General features: G+C 72.2%; 14 protein-coding genes and 1 tRNA gene. 4 read left to right on the top strand and 11 right to left on the bottom strand.

Annotated features, from left to right (window positions below; genetic code table 11):
- Positions 1-419 precede the first annotated feature (419 nt).
- The 3 genes from ABD329_RS41475 to ABD329_RS41465 form a co-directional block, all read right to left on the bottom strand.
- Complete coding sequence (locus ABD329_RS41475) at positions 420-2,267, bottom strand: tetratricopeptide repeat protein (protein ID WP_198278542.1); 1,848 nt, start codon at positions 2,265-2,267, stop codon at positions 420-422.
- Between the two features lie 181 nt (positions 2,268-2,448).
- Positions 2,449-2,522: transfer RNA gene (locus ABD329_RS41470), tRNA-Met, on the bottom strand.
- A 69-nt stretch (positions 2,523-2,591) separates the two neighbouring features.
- Positions 2,592-5,537, bottom strand: a complete 2,946-nt coding sequence (locus tag ABD329_RS41465) for a UPF0182 family membrane protein (protein ID WP_198278543.1) — start codon at positions 5,535-5,537, stop codon at positions 2,592-2,594.
- Between the two features lie 134 nt (positions 5,538-5,671).
- Here ABD329_RS41465 and ABD329_RS41460 point away from each other — a divergent pair, with 134 nt between their 5' ends.
- On the top strand, positions 5,672-6,235 hold the full coding sequence (locus ABD329_RS41460; protein WP_037952339.1) for a PPA1309 family protein: 564 nt from the start codon (positions 5,672-5,674) through the stop codon (positions 6,233-6,235).
- Positions 6,236-6,269: 34 nt separating this feature from the next.
- Here the strand turns inward: ABD329_RS41460 and ABD329_RS41455 are convergent, their stop codons facing one another.
- From ABD329_RS41455 to ABD329_RS41440, 4 genes are all read right to left on the bottom strand, one after another.
- Complete coding sequence (locus ABD329_RS41455; protein WP_198278541.1) at positions 6,270-7,364, bottom strand: YlbL family protein; 1,095 nt, start codon at positions 7,362-7,364, stop codon at positions 6,270-6,272.
- 80 nt (positions 7,365-7,444) lie between these two features.
- Entirely contained in the window at positions 7,445-7,627 is a 183-nt protein-coding gene (locus tag ABD329_RS41450) for a hypothetical protein (protein WP_309142787.1), read from the bottom strand.
- A gap of 294 nt (positions 7,628-7,921) precedes the next feature.
- Complete coding sequence (locus ABD329_RS41445; protein WP_198278540.1) at positions 7,922-8,389, bottom strand: molybdenum cofactor biosynthesis protein MoaE; 468 nt, start codon at positions 8,387-8,389, stop codon at positions 7,922-7,924.
- A gap of 84 nt (positions 8,390-8,473) precedes the next feature.
- Entirely contained in the window at positions 8,474-9,583 is a 1,110-nt protein-coding gene (locus ABD329_RS41440) for an NAD-dependent epimerase/dehydratase family protein (RefSeq protein ID WP_198278539.1), read from the bottom strand.
- Between the two features lie 191 nt (positions 9,584-9,774).
- Here ABD329_RS41440 and ABD329_RS41435 point away from each other — a divergent pair, with 191 nt between their 5' ends.
- Together ABD329_RS41435 and ABD329_RS41430 are read left to right on the top strand one after the other, a co-directional pair.
- Positions 9,775-11,235, top strand: coding sequence for a zinc-dependent metalloprotease (locus ABD329_RS41435; protein ID WP_198278538.1), 1,461 nt, complete (start codon positions 9,775-9,777; stop codon positions 11,233-11,235).
- Entirely contained in the window at positions 11,232-11,759 is a 528-nt protein-coding gene (locus tag ABD329_RS41430; RefSeq protein WP_198278537.1) for an NUDIX hydrolase, read from the top strand. The genes ABD329_RS41435 and ABD329_RS41430 overlap by 4 nt, the downstream gene beginning before the upstream one ends.
- A gap of 103 nt (positions 11,760-11,862) precedes the next feature.
- Here ABD329_RS41430 and ABD329_RS41425 read toward each other — a convergent pair whose 3' ends face one another.
- The 4 genes from ABD329_RS41425 to ABD329_RS41410 form a co-directional block, all read right to left on the bottom strand.
- Complete coding sequence (locus ABD329_RS41425) at positions 11,863-12,621, bottom strand: AIM24 family protein (RefSeq protein ID WP_198278536.1); 759 nt, start codon at positions 12,619-12,621, stop codon at positions 11,863-11,865.
- A gap of 17 nt (positions 12,622-12,638) precedes the next feature.
- Entirely contained in the window at positions 12,639-13,322 is a 684-nt protein-coding gene (locus tag ABD329_RS41420; protein WP_014054765.1) for an AIM24 family protein, read from the bottom strand.
- Positions 13,323-13,333: 11 nt separating this feature from the next.
- Positions 13,334-15,133, bottom strand: a complete 1,800-nt coding sequence (locus tag ABD329_RS41415) for a TerD family protein (RefSeq protein WP_344317764.1) — start codon at positions 15,131-15,133, stop codon at positions 13,334-13,336.
- A gap of 157 nt (positions 15,134-15,290) precedes the next feature.
- Positions 15,291-15,920, bottom strand: a complete 630-nt coding sequence (locus tag ABD329_RS41410; protein WP_198280911.1) for a M48 metallopeptidase family protein — start codon at positions 15,918-15,920, stop codon at positions 15,291-15,293.
- 285 nt (positions 15,921-16,205) lie between these two features.
- Here ABD329_RS41410 and ABD329_RS41405 point away from each other — a divergent pair, with 285 nt between their 5' ends.
- Positions 16,206-17,465, top strand: coding sequence for a ThiF family adenylyltransferase (locus ABD329_RS41405; RefSeq protein WP_344317763.1), 1,260 nt, complete (start codon positions 16,206-16,208; stop codon positions 17,463-17,465).
- Positions 17,466-17,513 lie beyond the last annotated feature (48 nt).

Genomic DNA, 17,513 nt, shown 5'->3' with positions numbered 1-17,513 from the left:
CGCCTCTCGCAGCCGGGCCGCCCGCTCGGCGACCTCCGCGGGGCGGCGGGCCCGGGCCGGGTCCGGGCTGGGCCTGAACCGGGTCCGGGCCTGAGCCTGAGCCGGCCTCAGCCGGGTCCGGGCCTGAGCCGGGTCCGGGCCGGGGGTCCGGCCTGGTGTGCTCCGCCGCGAGCCCCGGCCGCCTAGGCCGTGAGCTCCTGCTGGAGCGCCTCTCGCAGCCGGGCCGCCCGCTCGGCGACCTCCGCGGGGCGGCGGGCCCGGGCCGGGTCCGGGCTGGGCCTGAGCCGGGTCCGGGCCTGAGCCGGGTCCGGGCCTGAGCCGGGTCCGGGCCTGAGCCTGAGCCGGACCTGAGCCAGGTCCGGGCCGGGGGTTCGGGCCAGGGGTCCGGGCCGAGGTGCTCTGCCGCGAGCCCCGGCCGCCTAGGCCGTGAGCTCCTGCTGGAGCGCCTCTCGCAGCCGGGCCGCCCGCTCGGCGACCTCCGCGGGGCCCAGCTCGACCGCCCGCGCGCACCACCGCTGTCCCTCGGCGAGCGCCCCGCGACGGGCCGCGAGCAGCGCGAGCCGCAGCGCGGCCCGGCCGTGCCCCGACTCGGCGGCACGCGTCCACCACAGGGCGGCCTCCGGCTCGCTGCCCTCCCGGGCCAGCAGCAGCCCCAGGTTGAACGCGCCGTTGCTGCTGCCCGCCTCGGCGGCCATGCGGTACCAGCGCGCGGCCTCGACCACATCGCCGCGCGCGGCCGCGAACATGCCCACCCGCACCTGGGCCCGCCGGTGGCCCTGGCGTGCGGCGCGCTCGTACCACTCCTCGTACTCGGGGACGTGCGGCCCGGAGCCGTCGTCCGGCGGCGGGGTCGGGAAGCGGGTCCCGGACGAGCTGCCGAAGCCGGTGCCGGTCGCCGGGTCGCCGCCGACCGAGGAGCGGTCCAGCAGCGCGGCCAGCCGGAAGGCGCCCTCGGCGCTGCCGCCGCCCGCGGCGCAGCGCAGATGGCGCTCGGCCCCCTGGAGGTCGCCCTCCCGCTGGAGGGCGAGGCCGACCTGCAACGCGGCCTCGGTGTGCCCGGCGGCCGCGGCCCGCTCGTACCACTGCCGGGCCGCCCGGTCCTCGCCCCGGCCCGCGTGCAGGATCCCCAGGTTGAACGCGGCGTCGACGCTGCCCGCCTCGGCCGCCTTGGAGAACCACGGCTCGGCGCCCGCGGCGTCGCCGCGCTGGAGCAGCATCACGGCGACCGCGTTGGCGGCCTCGCGGTGGCCCGCGTAGGCGGCGCGGCGGTACCACTGCTCGGCCTGGGCGGTGCGGCCCTGCTCGGCGCAGAGCAGCCCGAGGTTGTAGGCGCCGTTGATGTCCCCGGCGTCGAGCGCGGCGCGGTACCAGCGCTCGGCGGTCTGGGTCTCGCCGCGGTCGGCGTGGAGCGCGCCCAGCGCGTTGGCGGCGTTGCCGTCGCCGTGCTGGGCCGCCCGGTGCCACCAGACGGCGGCGCTGTCGGTGTCGCCCGCGTCACGCAGCAGGAAGCCCAGCGCGCAGGCGGCCCGGGCCTCGCCGTCCTTGGCGGACATCAGGTACCAGCGCCCGGCCTCCTTGGTCTCACCGCGCTTCTCCAGCAGCGTGCCGAGGTGGAGGGCGGCGCGCCGGTGGCCGCGCGCGGCGGCCTGCCGGTACCACTGCTCGGCCTCCCCCCGGCCGCCGCCGTCGACGCCACGGCGGCGCTCGGCCGCCGACTCGTCCCCCTCGTCGCCGCGGTCGTCGAGGATGCGGGCGAGGCGGTACGCGGCCTCGCGGTGGCCGCGCTCGGCGGCCGTGCGGAACCAGCGCTCGGCCCCGATGTCGCTGCGGTGCTCCAGCAGGTCGCCCAGCGCGTACGCGCCCAGGGTGTGGCCGGACTCGGCGGACTGGCGCAGCCAGTACTCGGCGGCGGGCTCATCGCCCCGCTCGCGGTGATGGCGGCCCAGGGCGTGGGCCGCTGCGGGAGATCCGGCGACGGCGGCTATGCGCCACCAGCCGGCGGCCTCATCGGCGTAGCCGCGCTGGTGCAGCAGAACGCCGAGGTTGTTGGCGGCGGCGCGATCGCCCGCCGCGGTGGCTCCCCGCAGTTGCGGTTCGGCGCCGTCGAGGTCGCCGCGGCGCAGCAGCAGTGCGCCCAGTGCGCTCATCGCGGCGGTGTCACCGGCCTCGGCGGCACGACGGTGCCGGGTCTCCTCCTCGGCATCGTCATGCGTGTGCGCAAAACGCCCTGTCTCCAACAGACTGACCCTGTCCCCCATAAATCCCATCGTGGCATCACCCGCATCCGGCGTACACCTGGTATACCGCAGCCGAGGAGGTCACTTCAGCGTTTTGTCGACATGCCCACAGAGAGACAACCCAAACGCTTGTATCCGCATTCCCCGAGTGGACGCTCATACAACACACAACGAGGCCCGGATCCTTGCGGATCCGGGCCTCGTGTGTCAGTAGCGGGGACAGGATTTGAACCTGCGACCTCTGGGTTATGAGCCCAGCGAGCTACCGAGCTGCTCCACCCCGCGCCGTGGTGCAACCACCGTACCACGGCGCGAGGGGGCGGCCGCCCGGCCGTTCTCGCAGGTCGTCAAGGGTCAGCCGCCCTTCTTGTCGGAACCGCCGGCGGCGCTCTGGCTCCGTGGCTGGTTCTGCTGCTGCCCCTTGTCGCCGGCCGCCTTGTCCTCCGCCTTGGCGGCGCGGTCCAGCGCGTCCTTCAGATCCTCCTGGGCCCTGCCGTACGCCTCCCAGTCCTGTGGCTGCTTCTGGAGGGCGTCCTGGGCGTCCTGATAGGCGTCCGAGGCGTCCTTGAGGGCCTCCTTCACCGTCGGGTTGCTCGACGGCGGTTCCTCCTGGCCGCCGTCGCCCGGTGGCCGCTGTTCGGACGACTCGCCGAAGACGGCGTCCAGGGCCTCGCCCAGGGTGTCCTTGAAGACCGTCTCCTTGCCGTAGGATACGCCGACCTTCTTCAGCAGCGGGTAGTTGGCGCTGCCACCGCGGGCGTAGACGGGCTCGATATAGAGGAAGCCGTTGTCCAGGGGCACGGTGAGCAGATTGCCGTACTCGATGTCGGAGTCGGTGCCTCTCAGGTTCCGGACGAACTCGGCGACTTCCGGATCACCGTTGAGCTCGCTCTGCACCTGTTGCGGACCGGGCACGTTGGAGGTGACCTTCAGCAGTCTTATCGTGCCGTAGTCCTTACTGTTGGCATCCGCATCGATCGACATGAACGCCCCCAGGTTGGGACGCCCGTTGGGGGTGAAGGTCGTCGTCAGCGAGAACGTCTGCCCCTTCTGATCGGGCATCCTCATGGACAGGTAGTACGGCGGCACCGCGTTCCCGTCCTTGTGGGTCGGGTCCTCGGGCACCTGCCAGGCGTCACTGCCGCTGTAGAACTGCGTGGGATCGGTGACGTGGTAGCGGGTCAGCAGCTCGCGCTGGACCTTGAACAGGTCCTGCGGGTACCGCAGATGCTCCATCAGCTCGCCGCTGATCTTCTCCTTGGGCTCGACCGTGCCCGGGAACGCCTTCTCCCAGGTCTTCAGGACCGGGTCCTTGGAGTCCCACTCGTAGAGCTTGACCGTGCCGTCATAGGCGTCCACGGTCGCCTTGACCGAGTTGCGGATGTAGTTGACCTTGTTCTGCTGCGCGACCACCGAGCGGTCCCCGTCGCTCAGCGAGTCGGCCGTGCTGTCGCCCAGGGTCGTCCGCGAGGCGTACGGATAGCCGTTGGTCGTGGTGTAGGCGTCCACGATCCACTTGATCCGGCCGTGGACCACGGCCGGATAGGCGTCACCGTCGATGGTCAGCCAGGGGGCGACCTTCTCGACGCGCTCCTTGGGGGTGCGGTTGTACAGGATCCGCGAACCGTCCCCGATCGCGCCCGAGTAGAGGATCTGGGGCTCGCCGAACGCCACCGCGTAGGCGGCGCGGTTGACCGGGTTGGAGAGGCTGACCCCGCTCTTGCCCTTGTAGCTGGTGGTCCGCTCGCCGTTCTTCTCGTAGTCGAGTTCCTTCTGCGGGCCGCCGACTATCGAGTACTGGTCGGTCTTCTCGCCGTAGTAGACCTGTTGCTTGTAGGTGCCGACACCGCCGCCGCTGGACCCCTTGGTGGGCAGCCCGGACTCGGTGAAGTCCGGCGAGCCCGCCGGGTCCGCGTTGGGGTCGGTCGTGGTGCCCTTCGCCGCCACCATGCCGTAGCCGTGGGTGTAGGTGAAGTGGTCGTTGATCCAGTTCCGCTTGGGGATGCCGCTGAGGTTCAGCTCGCGCACCCCGACGACGGTGTCCTGGTCCTTGCCGTCGGCGCCCTTGTAGCGGTCGACGTCGAGCGTCGAGGGGAACTGGTAGTACTTGCGCTCCTGCTGGAGCTGCTGGAAGGTCGGCGAGATGACGCTGGGGTCGATCAGCCGGTAACTGGCCGTCGTATTGGCGTCCTTACGGAGCTTCTCGCCGCCGCCGTCGCTGTCGTTCTTGCCGGAGTAGTCCGCCACCTTGGAGTCATCGATGCCGTACGCCTTGCGCGTGGCCTCGATGTTCTTCTGGATGTACGGCGCCTCCTTGGCCTGCTCGTTCGGCTGGACCTGGAACTTCTGCACGATCGCCGGGTAGAGCCCGCCGATCAGGATCGCCGACAGCACCATCAGCCCGAAGCCGATGACCGGCAGCTGCCAGGTGCGGCGCCACAGCGTGGCGAAGAAGAGCACCGCGCAGATCGCCGCGATGCAGAACAGGATCGTCTTGGCGGGCAGATAGGCGTTGGCGTCCACATAGCGCAGACCCGTCCAGTTGCCCGTCGCCTTGAAGTCGCTGGACTTCACCGCGAGGCCGTAGCGGTCCAGCCAGTACGCCACCGCCTTGAGCGCCACGAAGACACCCAGCAGCACCGACAGATGGCCGGTGGCCGCGGCGGTCGCGCGGGCGCCGGGGCTGGTGACCCGCAGGCCCCCGTAGAGGTAGTGCACCAGGGCGGCGGCGATCAGCGAGAGCACGGTGGCCGCGAAGCCGAAGCTCAGCAGGAAGCGGTACCAGGGCAGATCGAAGGCGTAGAAGGCCACGTCCTTGTGGAACTGCGGGTCCTTCTGCCCGAACGGCACCCCGTTGACCCACAGCAGCCAGATGCGCCACTGGCCGGCCGCCGAGGCGCCCGCGATCAGCCCCACCAGGGCGGTGACCGCGAGCAGCACCCACTTCTTGAACGGGGCGATGCCCATCCGGTAGCGGTCCAGGCTCTGCTGCTCCATGGACATCGCGCTCAGCGGCGGCCGCAGCCGGTGGGCCAGCCAGATGTTGATCCCGACGGCCGTGGCCATCAGCACGCCGAAGACGAAGAACAGCCCGATCTTCGTCTTCAGGGTGGTACTGAAGACCGAAGAGTAATGAAGCGAGCGATACCAGAGCCAATCCGTCCAAAATCCGGCAAACATGACAAAGAGCATGGCCAACACGGCCAGCACGCCCAGGGTCATGAGCAGGGTCCTGGCACGCCGGGACGGACGGCCGACTCTCACCCGCGGCCCCGTCGGGCCTCCGCCGCGGTCCGGCATCTGGAAAGCCAAGGTGCGCACCTCGAAGTTCGCTGTCGATTGAGGAACCCTGAACTCCAGGGCCCACCTGATGCAACTTACTCAGGCTTTACTCAGTTCCCGTTTCCGGGTCCGAACAGGGCACGATATGAACCATGTCCAACGCAACCCCCGGCAGCGGCCCGCTGACCTCGAATCCACTGACCCGCGCCGTACTCGAAATCGACGAGTACGCCTCGGGGCTCGGCTGGGACCAGCCCGCACGGCTCTTCGCCCTTGTCGACACCGCCCGGCTGCGCACCGAGGAGCCCGGCCTCGCCGCTCAGCTCGGCCTTGACGAGGGCGGCGAGGAGATCGCCTCCCTGACCCCCATCGAGCAGGACGAGCTACCCTCCGGCGCCCCGCTGGACGAGTTCCTCGCCACCATCGCCTGGCCGGACGCGGTGACCGGCTGCGCCCTGACCGTGGAGCGGCAGATGCTGCCGCCGTCCGCCGAGAGCTCCGTGCCCGAGGGCCTGGACGACGCGGCGCTGGCCAAGTGGGTCGCCGACCACCCGGACCGCCAGGAGGTCCGGATGACCGTGGCCGTGCTGCGGGACGGCGCGCGCGAGTCGGCCCTGCGGCTGCGGGAGAAGGACTCCCCGACCGAGGTGCTCACCGGGGCCGGTCTGGTGCCTGGTCTGGCGGACGCGCTTGCCGCCACCTTCGCCACCGACTGACCCCGCGACCCGACCCCCCAAACGGGGGCGCCGCTCAGCCCGTCGTGCACTTCGGCAGACCGGCGGTGTCCCCCTTACGGATCTTCTCGAGCGCCGTAAGGGCCTCGTCGATCGTGTGCACCTTGACCGGTCGCAGCCCGCTCGGCACGTCCTTGGCGGCGGCCGCGCAGTTCTCCTTGGGCGTGAGGAAGTAGCGGGCGCCCGCCTTGCGCGCGCCGATCGTCTTCATCTCGATGCCGCCGATCGGGCCGACCGTGCCCTTGTCGTCGATCGTCCCGGTGCCCGCGATGAACTTCCCGCCGGTGAGATCGCCGGGCGAGAGCCGGTCCACGATCCCCAGCGCGAACATCAGGCCCGCGCTGGGCCCGCCCACGTCCGCCAGCTTGATGTCGATCCGGAACGGGAAGGTGTAGTCGACCCCGGCCTGGATGCCCACGATGGCGCGGGTCGGGCCCTTGTCCGCCTTCGTGGTGGTGATCGAGACGCGCTCCTCGCCGGTGGGCTGCTTGCCGCTCTTCTCCGCCGCCGCCACGTTCTTGGCCGGGACGACCGAGAAGACCACCTTCTGGCCCGGCTTGTGCTTGGTGACGAGCTTGGCCACGTCGTCGGGCTCGCGCACCGCCGTACCGTCCACCGACTTGATCACATCGCCCGCGTGCAGCTTGCCCTGGGCCGGGGCGCCCTTCTGGACCGCGCCGACGATGACATGCGCGGTGACCGGCTTCTTGAGCGCCCGCAGCGCAGCGACCTTGGCCGACTCCTGGGACTGGGTGAACTCCTCGGCGTTCTGCTGGTCCACCTGGTCCGGGGTCTTGTCGTCCGGGTAGAGGGTGCTGTGCGGCACGACCACGTCATCGTGCGCCAGCCAGCCGTAGACGGCCTCCACGAGGTTCATCCGGTACTCGGAGCCGGTGACCCGGACCGTGGTCATGTTCAGATGCCCGCCGGTGGTCTCACAGCTCTTGCGGCCGGAAATCTGGAGTACGCACTCCCCGTTGTGCTCGCCCAGGGTGTTGTACGTCGGCCCCGGGGACATCTCCGCGTACGGCACCGGGATCAGCACTCCTGCGCAGAGCAGCGCGATCAGCATCAGAAGGGAGGCGAGCATCGTCGCGGTGCGGCGTGGCATGGAACGACAGTACGGGACGCGTCCGTCAGTCCACCGTCGGGGCCGTCCGTATGAGGGGCGGCGCGGACGGGGTGGCGGCCTCAGGCCACGGCGTCCGAATCGGACGGCCGGCGCTCCATCGCTTCGCGGAAGCGGGCGTATCCGGCCAGCTCAGCTACATCCCCCCCGGACTTCCGTTTACCGGCTCGGGCGGCTATGCCGGCGTATATCGCCGCGCCTATCGCCGCGAACAACGGAATCAGCAACCAGAGAAGCGCGGCCACAGCAGCCTCCCGACCCCTTGAAAAATCGCGGTTCAGGACCGCGACTGACAGATGAGCAGATTAATCCTCTGCCAGCTCAACGCTTACGGCAGGGTGGGGGTTACGCAAGCGGAGTACCCCCTTCCGTGCCCCCATGCGCATGCGCATTCCCCATGCGCGCCCACCTACGCACCATCCCCCCAACGAGGCGCTACGCGCCCACCCGCCCTCCCGTCGCCCGACCACCACCCCTCAACGAGGCGCTACGCGCCCACCCGCCCTCCCGTCGCCCGACCACCACCCCTCAACGAGGCGCTACGCACCCACCCATTCTTCGGTGCCGTCCGCGAACGTCTGGTGCTTCCAGATCGGGACCTCGCTCTTGAGATCGTCGATCAGCCGGCGGCAGGCCGCGAACGCCTCCGCGCGGTGCGGGCAGGAGACGGCGACCACCACGGCCAGATCGCCGATCACCAGATCGCCCACCCGGTGCACGGCGGCCAGCGCGCGCACCGGGAAGTCGGCCACGACCTTCTCGGCCACCCGGCGCAGCTCGGCCTCGGCGGTCGGGTGCGCGGAGTAGCCCAGGGCGCCGACCTCCGCGCCTCCGTCGTGGTTGCGCACGGTGCCCACGAACAGCGCCGTGCCGCCCGCCGCGGCATCGCCCACCGCCCCGAAGACCTCGTCCACGGACAGGGGCGTGTCACGGACGGCGAGCAGCCGGATGGGCCGGGCGGCCGCGAGCTCGCCGGGATGATCGTACGAATGTGCCATGTCGTCCATCGTGCCGTACCGTCCCGCCCTCGGGGAATCAATGGAGCCACCGGACCACCGGATCCCGGAAAACACCTTCCGGGGCCGCTTGTCTCAGGCTCGGCGGCGCGCCTTACGGGCGCGGCGCACGATCGCCGCGGTGCCCACCAGGGCCACGGTCGCGCCCGCGGCGCCGAGCGTCGTGGCGTCCTTACGGCCGAGACGCCGCCCCGCGACCGTATGGCGCCCGGCGACCTCCTCCAGCAGCTCCGCCAGAACCTCCTCGTTGGTCCAGCGCGGCCGCCAGCCCGCCGCGTGCAGCCTGCTGCCGCTGACCGCCCAGGGGTGCATCGTGTACGCGAGATCGCCCGCCGGGGACGGCGTCAGACCGAGCCGGTGCAGCCGGGAGGCGGCACCCAGGGCGACCGCCGAGGGCAGCTCCATGCGCCGGATCCCGGACAGCTCCTCGACCTCCTCCTGCTCCAGCCAGCCCTCGCACCCGACCGCCAGCTCGCCCTCGACCTTCTCCAGGGCGGCGTACTCCAGCGCTCCGACCAGGTCCTCCATATGGCAGAACTGCCAGGTGGGACGGGATCCGGCGACGACCAGCAGGCGCGGCGACTCGAAGTAGCGGGTGAGCGCGGTGTCCGTGCCGCCGACCAGGAGCGCCGGGCGCACCACGGTCACATTCAGCCCCGGATGCGCCCGGGGCGCGCGCTCCCCGAGCCGCTCGATCTCCAGGAGGTCGCCGACGCCGGTGGCCTCGGCGGTCGCCCGCAGCTCCGCGTCCTCGGCCAGCGGCACGGCGTTGTCGGGGAGCGCCCCGTAGACCATCGCCGAGGTGCACAGCACCACCCGGCGCACCCCGGCCGCCGCGGCGGCCGTCAGGACGGTCTGGGTGCCGCGCACGTTGTAGGCGGTGCGGGCGGCGGCGTCGGTGCCCAGATCCAGGTCGACGGCGAGGTGGACCACCACGTCGGCGCCGCGCAGCTTCTCGGCGATGGCCGGATCGCGGACGTCCAGCACATGCCACTGCGCCTCGGTCACCTCACCGCGGCGCTCGTCGATGGCCAGGACCTGCTTGACCTCTTCGGACTCCGCGAGCCGCTGCGTGAGCAGGGCACCTGGGCCCGAGGCGGCACCGGTCACCGCCACGACGGGTCGTCGTGCGGTGCCGGCCGTATCGTTTCGCGCAGCGCGAACTTCTCGGTCTGGGGAACTCACCGGGCGTCTCCAGCGGTTGTCTTCAGTACGCAGCGCATGCACGCATACGTACCAGGTGACGTCCATCCTGCCGCAGGGCGGCGATCAGCGAAGCACCGAGCCCGGAAACCGGCGAGGTGTCTAGGCTGGGTGGTGATGTCGGGCATCCGCCACCGGCCCGTGGCCGGTGGCCCAACGAGCCGAGGAAACCCGTGAGTGACACCCCATTCGGATTCGGCCTTCCGCCGGAGGAGCCGGAGGACGGCGACGACGGCAAGAAGAAGGGCGGCCAGGGCGGCGAGCAGGGCCCCGCGAATCCCTTCGGGTTCGGCGGCGGAGCGGGCGGCGCGGAGAATCCGTTCGCCGCGATGTTCGGTTCGCTGAACCCGGGCGACCTGGGCGCCGCCTTCCAGCAGCTCGGGCAGATGCTCTCGTACGAGGGCGGCCCGGTGAACTGGGACATGGCCAAGGACATCGCCCGCCAGACCGTCGCGCGCGGCACCGCCGACGGCAGCAAGGACGAGAGCGTCGGCCCGGCCGACCGCGCCGCGGTCCAGGAGGCCGTGCGGCTCGCGGACCTGTGGCTGGACGGCGTCACCTCGCTGCCCTCGGGCTCGGGGACCGCGGTGGCCTGGAGCCGCGCCGAATGGGTCGAGGCGACCCTGCCGGTGTGGAAGGACCTGGTCGACCCGGTGGCCGAGCGCGTCGGCGCCGCCATGGGCGATGTGCTGCCCGAGGAGATGCAGGCCATGGCCGGCCCGCTGCTCGGGATGATGCGCTCGATGGGCGGCGCCATGTTCGGCACCCAGATCGGGCAGGCGCTGGGCGTGCTGGCCGGCGAGGTGGTCGGCTCGACCGACATCGGGCTGCCGCTCGGCCCGGCGGGCAAGGCGGCCCTGCTGCCGGTCAACATCGCGGCGCTGGGCTCCGGCCTCGGCGTGCCCAAGGAAGAGGTCCGGCTGTATCTGGCGCTGCGCGAGGCGGCCCACCAGCGGCTGTTCGCCCATGTGCCGTGGCTGCGCTCGCACCTCTTCGGCGCGGTCGAGGGGTACGCCCGCGGCATCAAGGTCGACACCGCCAAGCTGGAGGACGCGGTCGGCCAGCTCGACCCGACCCACCCCGAGCAGTTGCAGGAGGCGCTCCAGCAGGGCATGTTCCAGCCCGAGGACACCCCCGAGCAGAAGGCCGCGCTGGCGCGTCTGGAGACCGCTCTGGCGCTGGTGGAGGGCTGGGTGGACGCGGTGGTGCACGCCGCCGCCAAACCGCATCTGCCGTCCGCCGACGCCCTGCGCGAGACGCTGCGGCGGCGCCGGGCGAGCGGTGGCCCCGCCGAGCAGACCTTCGCCACGCTCATCGGCCTGGAGCTGCGGCCGCGCCGGCTGCGGGACGCCTCCCGGCTGTGGGCCTCCCTCACCGACGCGCGCGGCCTGGAGGGGCGCGACGGCCTCTGGGCCCACCCGGACATGCTGCCGACGGCGCAGGACCTCGACGACCCGGACGGCTTCGTCCACGGCGAGCAGCTGGACTTCTCCGAGCTGGACAAGATGCTCGGCGAGGCGGCGGGCGGCGATGAGGACCGTAAGGGCGGCTCCGAGGGTCCCGACCTCCGTAAGGGCCGCGAGAGCGGCGAGGACGACGGCGAGAGCGGCGACCGGGGCGACGGCGAGAAGTGAGTCTGCACCAGGACGCGGCGCGGGTGCTCACCGAGTGGCCCGCGCCCGATGCCGCCCAGGAGCGGCTGCGACGGCTGTACGGCGACCATCTGTCCGCGTATCCGGACGGCATGTGGAAGGCGTGCGGGGACGGCCACATCACGGCGAGCGCGCTGGTGATCGACCCGGACCGGGAGCAGGTGCTGCTCACCCTGCACCGGAAGCTGCGGATGTGGCTCCAGATGGGCGGCCACTGCGAGCCGGACGACGCCACGCTCGCGGGCGCGGCGCTGCGCGAGGCCACCGAGGAGTCCGGGATCGCGGGGCTGACGCTGCTGCCGGGCGGCCCGGTGCGGCTCGACCGGCACCAGACCCCCTGCGCCTGGCACCTGGACGTCCAGTACGCGGCGGTGGCGCCCCGGGGCGCGGTGGCGGCGATCAGCGACGAGTCGCTGGATCTGCGCTGGTTCGGCTACGACGAGGTGGCGGACGTGGCCGACGAGTCGGTGCGGCATCTGGTGACGCGCACCCGCGCGCTGCTCTGAGGCGCGCTGCTCCGAGGAGCGCGTGGGGCTGCGCTGAGGAGCCCGCTGGAATCGAGGAGCGGGCTGGATTCGAGGAACGGCTGAAATGCGGCGGCGACCTCGGTCAGTTGCTGAAGATGTTGCCCTGGTTCTGACCTCGGGCACCCTGCTGCCCCATGCCGAACTGTGCGGCCATGCCGCCCCCGACCACCGCGTTCTGCGGCGGGAGCAGCTCGCTGGGCTGCACCAGGGCGTAACCCTGGCCGAGGAAGCTGAGCTCCCAGCCCTCGCCGGTGTTGCCGCGCCGCCGCCAGACACCCGAGGAGTGCGTCTGCGCCTGCATCTGGACCCGCAGCGAGCTGGACCAGGCGACGATGGCGTCCGCGTCGGCGTTGACGTACTTGTCCGGGGTGACCTGGAGCAGCAGCGGCTGCCCCGAGGTCATCAGCGCGACCTTGCCCTGGCCGGAGATGTTGAGGTTGTACTTGCCGGACCCGGAGATCCCGAACTGGCTGTCCACCGCGATCGACTCCCAGTGCAGCGTGGAGTCCAGCGCGAGCACATAGGAGCTGTCGACGGTCAGCCCGTCGTGGTCCACCTCCATCACATGGATGTGCTGGGCGAGGTTGGCGAGGTAGACCGTGCCCTGCCCGGAGCAGCGCATCAGGTCCAGGCCCTCACCGGTGCGGGCCCGGGCCCTGTGCTGCCCGGGCGTCTGGTACTCACCGTCGAACTCGATGAGCCCCTGATAGGCGACCATGCTGCCCTTACGGGCGAGCACATCCTCATGGCCGCTCAGGGCGACCCGCAGCAGATGCGGGTTCTGGAGCGCGTAGCGGTCCTGCGTCTGGGCCTCGGTGAAGGCGAAAAGCGGGCTCTGCATCTGGTTGTCCCTCCCCCTCAGCCCCGGGCCCGGAGCCGGTCGGTGCTGTCCTCACTGGGCTGTACGACGACGAAGCCCTGCCCGGAGAAGCCGAGCTGATACGCCTCGCCGCTGCCCCGGCCGATCAGGGACGACGCCTTGAAGCTGCGCTTGCCCTTCACCTTGAGCCCGGAGGACCAGGCCACGAGCGCGTCCGGGTCCACATAGGTCTCGTCCTCGCCGCGGCCGCAGTCGACCACGATGGGGGTGCCGCGGGAGGTCAGGGCGACCCAGCCGGTGCCGGAGACGCCCACGTTGAACAGGCCCTGCCCGGCGAACTTGGCGATGCCCTTGACGCGTTCGACGCCCCACTGGAGGTGCGCGTCGAAGGCGAGGAGGTTGGTGCCGTTGACCGACAGCGCGTCCCCGTTGAGGTTGATGCAGACGACGTTGGCCCCGTAGTCGGCGAGGTAGAGCAGCCCGTCGCCGCTGCACCGCATCAGCGGGGCGCCCTCGCCGGTCAGCCACTGGGAGGCCATCTGCCGTACGGCGGGCGGGTTGGGCTCGTACTGGACGAAGCCCTCGTACGCCACCATCGAGCCGGTGCGGGCGAAGAGGTCCTGGCCGCTCTGCATGGCGACCTTGAGCATGCTGGCGCCGTGGTTCTCCATGCGGGCGGCGACCGGGGCGGGTGCGAAGCCCGAGATCATTTGCTGGTCCATATCGGGCTCCCTCAGACCTCGTAGGGCTGGACGACGATGAAGTTGCCGGGCGCGCCACGGAACTGGAGGTTCACGGTCTCCCCGCTGTGGCCGGGGTAGGCGCTGCGGCGCAGCCGCACCTGGCTGGAGATGATCACCTGGGCTCCGGCGGACCAGGCCACGATGGCGTTGCTGTCGGCGAAGGTGGTCGGGGTGACCGGGAGGACGACCGGGGTACCCTCGGTCTTCACCACGACGGTCCCGGTGCCCTGGAACTGCATGGTGAACAGCGCGCCGCCGGGGATGCCGTGGCCCTCGATCCGGCGCACCTCGTGGTGCAGCGACTCGTCGAAGGCGAGCACGTTCTCGGCGGAGACGCAGATGGCGTCGCCCTGGAGTTCGATCGGGTGGAGCTCGGCGGCGTTCTCGGCGAGGAAGACCTGGCCCTGGCCGGTGCAGCGCATCAGCTGCATCTCCTGGCCGGTCGCGTTGCCGACGATCCGGCCGCGGAAACCGGCGCCCTTATAGCTGAAGTCGACCTTGCCCTGGTAGAGCACCATCGTGCCCTGGCGGGCGAGCACGGGCTGGCCGCCGACACCGAGGTCGACCCGCATCAGCCTGGGGTTCTGCGGCGTCCAGCGCTGGCCGGTGGGGGCCTCGCGGTACTTGGAGAGCGCGGCCTGGAGCCCGGGCGCACCACCGCCCTGAGGGACACCGCCCATGGGCTGCGGCTGACCGTAAGGAGCGGGCTGACCGGGCTGGCCCGGCTGGCCCGGCTGGCCCGGCTGGCCCGGCTGACCGGGGTAGGGCTGGGCGGGCGGCTGGCCGTACGGCGCGGGCGGGGCCTGGCCCGGCTGCTGGCCGAACGGGGGCTGCTGGCCCGGGTACTGGCCCGGCGGCGGGGGTGGCGGTACCTGACCCGGGGGCGGCACCTGGCCGGGAGGCGGCACCTGGCCGGGAGGCGCGATGGGCGCGGCGATGGTGGGGGCGCCGTGCATCTGCGGGGTGCCGGGGGCGGGCGGCTGAACGCCCTGCGGGGGCGTCCCCTGGGACACGCCCGGAGGCGGCGTTCCCTGGGGCGGCGTGCCCTGAGGTGGCGTTCCCTGAGGTGGCGTTCCCTGAGGTGGCGTCCCCTGGGGAGCGCCGAAGGCGGGGGCGGGCTGCGGGGCGGACGGGGCGGGAGCCGGAGGGGCCGACGGGGCAGGGGCCCCGGCCGGGGGTGCGAAGCCCGGTGCGGGGGCGGCGTGTCCCGGCGGCGCGAAACCGGGCGTGGCGCCCTGGGCGGGCGCGGGGGCGGGCTCCTCCTCGGCCACCTCACCGCCGAAGTTCTTGAGCAGCGCCTCCAGTCCCCCGTCGAAGCCCTGTCCGACGGCGGCGAACCGCCAGACGTCCTTGAGGTAGAAGTCGCCCAGCATGACCGCGCGTTCGGTGCTGAACTCCGAGCCGGTGAAGGAGTACCGGGCCACTTCCTCGCCGCCCGCGACGATCCGCAGGTAGCCGGGGCCGACCTGCGACATCTGCCCGGCGCCGTCGATGGTCGCGGTGAAGGAGAGCTTCTGGATGGCGGCCGGCACGCTGTCGAGCGTGACGCGGAACGAATCCGTGTCACCGGCCTGCGGCCCGAGCTGCTGTATCGCTTCTTCAGGGGACTTCGGCTGGTTGAAGAAGATGAAGTAGCGGTCGTCCGACAGCCGCTCGTTCGCGTCGAGACCGAAGCAGCTGATGTCGAAGCTCAGGCCGGGTCCGGCGATCTGCACCCCGACGTACAGATCCCTCCCGGCCGTCAGATCACTGATCCTGGCCTTGTGGCCGCGCTGGAATTCCCTGGCCATACGTTAGGACCGTCCCCCATCGCCGTACCGGTGTGTGCGTTGCGCGCCAGGCTAGCCGCTGCCGCCGACTATGAGCGACGCCGGGAACCAGGATGTGGTTCCCGCACGGCTCGGGAGCTCCCGGGGGCCGATCCCGCACCGGCCGGGCGCGGTCGCCTTATGGCTGGTCGTCCGGGGGACCGGAGAGGTGTGGCAACCGTGCGGCGGCGACCACCCCTTCGAGATAGCCCCGCGCCCGCTCGGTCCGCGGATACGCCTCCAGGAGCTGCCAGAAGCGGCGGCCGTGCCCCGGCACCAGCAGATGGGCCAGCTCGTGGAGGAGCACATAGTCCACGACGTACTCCGGCATGCCCTGGAGCCGGTGCGAGAGCCGGATGCTGCCCTCGGCCGGGGTGCACGACCCCCAGCGGGTGTTCTGGTTGGTGACCCAGCGAACGGAGTCGGGCCGGGCCCGGCCGCCCAGGTACTGACCGGAGAGCCACTCGGCGCGGGCGGCCAGCTCCGCGTCGCCCAGCATCCGCTTGCTCTCCTGGGCCGCCAGCTTCTCCAGCATGACCCTCACCCAGCGCTGCTCCTCCGCCTCGGACATGCGGGCGGGGATGAGGACGACGGTGCGGTCGCCCTCGCGATAGGCGGAGACCGTCCTGCGCCGCCGGGTGCTCCGGCGGACCTCGACCGCGTTCGCGTCGGAGCCTCGGCTCTGCGGGCTCGGGACGGTGCTCGGTGCGCTCGCGGCGCTGCGGGAGACGTTCTGTCCCGCGGTGCGAGGGGGCGGGTCGGCGGACACGCCCCGACGTTACCCGCTGGCGGCCGGGGAAGTCCCGCGCCGCCAATGGTTGCGGACCGAACCACTCCACGGTGTGCACGACTTGTACGACCGGCGTTCGTACGACTTATTCCACTGCCTGTGGATAACGCGCTGCGGGGTCCGGGCGCCGAGCCGCATGCTGAAGGCGGTTCAACGGACGGCACATCAACGGAACATCAACGGCATATCGACCGCACATCGACGGCCTATCGACGGCCTATCGACGGCCTATCGACGGCACATCAAACGGGGGAGGAAACGGCGATGCATCCAATGCTCAAGCCCGCGCTGCGGCGCGGCTGGCGGAGCCGGGACACGGTGCAGTTCGGGGTGGCCCGAGCGCATGCGGTGCTGATGGGGCCGGTGGACACGGCCACGGGCAGCTTTCTGGAACTGCTGGACGGCACCCGCGGCCTGCCGCTGCTGCGGCAGGAGGCCCGCGCCATCGGGCTGCCGGAGGGGCGGGCCGACGCGCTGGTGGACCGGCTGGCGGCGGCCGGGCTGCTGGACGAGCCGAGGGACGGCGGCGAGCCCGCCGCGGCCCTGGACCGGGTGCGGCCCGACGCGGGGGCGCTGTCGGTGCTGCACCCCGAGCCCGGAGCGGCGGCGCGGCTGCTCGCCGCGCGGCGGGCGATGCGGGTTCAGGTGCGGGGCGCGGGCCGGATCGGGGCCGCGATCGCGGCCGCGCTGTCCGGATCCGGGGTCGGCCGGGTCGATGTGGTGGACGGCGGCTGTGTCGAGCCCTGGGACGTGGCCCCCGGCGGGCTGTCGGCCGAGCAGATCGGCGAGCGCCGGGATCTGGCGGCGCGCCGCGTGGTGCGCCGGGCCGCGCCCGCCCCGCTCCCCCGCCGGTCGGCGCGGCTGCGGACCTCCGCACCGGAGCGCGCCCCTTCACGCGAGAAGGCCCCTTCCCGAGAGAAGATCCCTTCCGGGGAGCGGACCGCCTCGGGCTCGGGGAAGCGGGCCGCCCCCTCGGGAATGCGGGCCGCCTCTTCGGGAGAGCGGACCGCCTCGGCCGAGCCCGGGCTGGCGCTGGCGGTGATCGCCCCGCGTGACGGCCTCGCGGCGTACGCACCGGATCCGGAGCAGACCCGGCCGCTGCTCTCCTCCGGCACACCCCATCTCTATGCGGGAGTCATCGAGGCCACGGGGGTGGTGGGCCCGCTGGTGGTGCCGGGGATCACGCCCTGCGCGGGCTGCGCCGCGGCGGGCCGCGCCGAGCGGGAGCCGGTCTGGCCGAGGATGCTCGCGCAGTGGCGGTCCGGGCGCCGGCGCACCGCCCCGGCCTGTGACACGGCGCTGGCGATGGTGGTGGCGGGGCTCACCGCGGTCCAGGCACTGGCCTTTCTCGACGGCCGTCCCTCCGGGGGCGCGGGGGTCCGGTGGGAGCTGGCGCTGCCCTCGCTCGTCTGGGAGGCGCGCCCGATCGAAGCACATCCCGGATGCGGCTGTGGAGCGGCCGGGGAGGAGGATGCCGTATATGCCTCGGCCGTAGAGGCACCGCACGCGACAATGTCCGGGTGACCCACGTCCGCGGAGTGGGCACGGGGGCCCGGAGGCCACCTTCCGGGA

This window comes from Streptomyces javensis (assembly GCF_039525925.1).
Lineage (GTDB): Bacteria > Actinomycetota > Actinomycetes > Streptomycetales > Streptomycetaceae > Streptomyces > Streptomyces asiaticus.
This window is presented reverse-complemented; position numbering and strand designations above follow the sequence as displayed.

Bases quoted from the DNA above. Each gene is read 5' to 3' on its own strand.
- ABD329_RS41475 (WP_198278542.1), bottom strand. From the start codon at position 2,267: ATGGGATTTATGGGGGACAGGGTCAGTCTGTTGGAGACAGGGCGTTTT.
- ABD329_RS41465 (WP_198278543.1), bottom strand. From the start codon at position 5,537: ATGCCGGACCGCGGCGGAGGCCCGACGGGGCCGCGGGTGAGAGTCGGC.
- ABD329_RS41460 (WP_037952339.1), top strand. From the start codon at position 5,672: ATGTCCAACGCAACCCCCGGCAGCGGCCCGCTGACCTCGAATCCACTG.
- ABD329_RS41455 (WP_198278541.1), bottom strand. From the start codon at position 7,364: ATGCCACGCCGCACCGCGACGATGCTCGCCTCCCTTCTGATGCTGATC.
- ABD329_RS41445 (WP_198278540.1), bottom strand. From the start codon at position 8,389: ATGGACGACATGGCACATTCGTACGATCATCCCGGCGAGCTCGCGGCC.
- ABD329_RS41425 (WP_198278536.1), bottom strand. From the start codon at position 12,621: ATGCAGAGCCCGCTTTTCGCCTTCACCGAGGCCCAGACGCAGGACCGC.
- ABD329_RS41420 (WP_014054765.1), bottom strand. From the start codon at position 13,322: ATGGACCAGCAAATGATCTCGGGCTTCGCACCCGCCCCGGTCGCCGCC.
- ABD329_RS41415 (WP_344317764.1), bottom strand. From the start codon at position 15,133: ATGGCCAGGGAATTCCAGCGCGGCCACAAGGCCAGGATCAGTGATCTG.
- ABD329_RS41405 (WP_344317763.1), top strand. From the start codon at position 16,206: ATGCATCCAATGCTCAAGCCCGCGCTGCGGCGCGGCTGGCGGAGCCGG.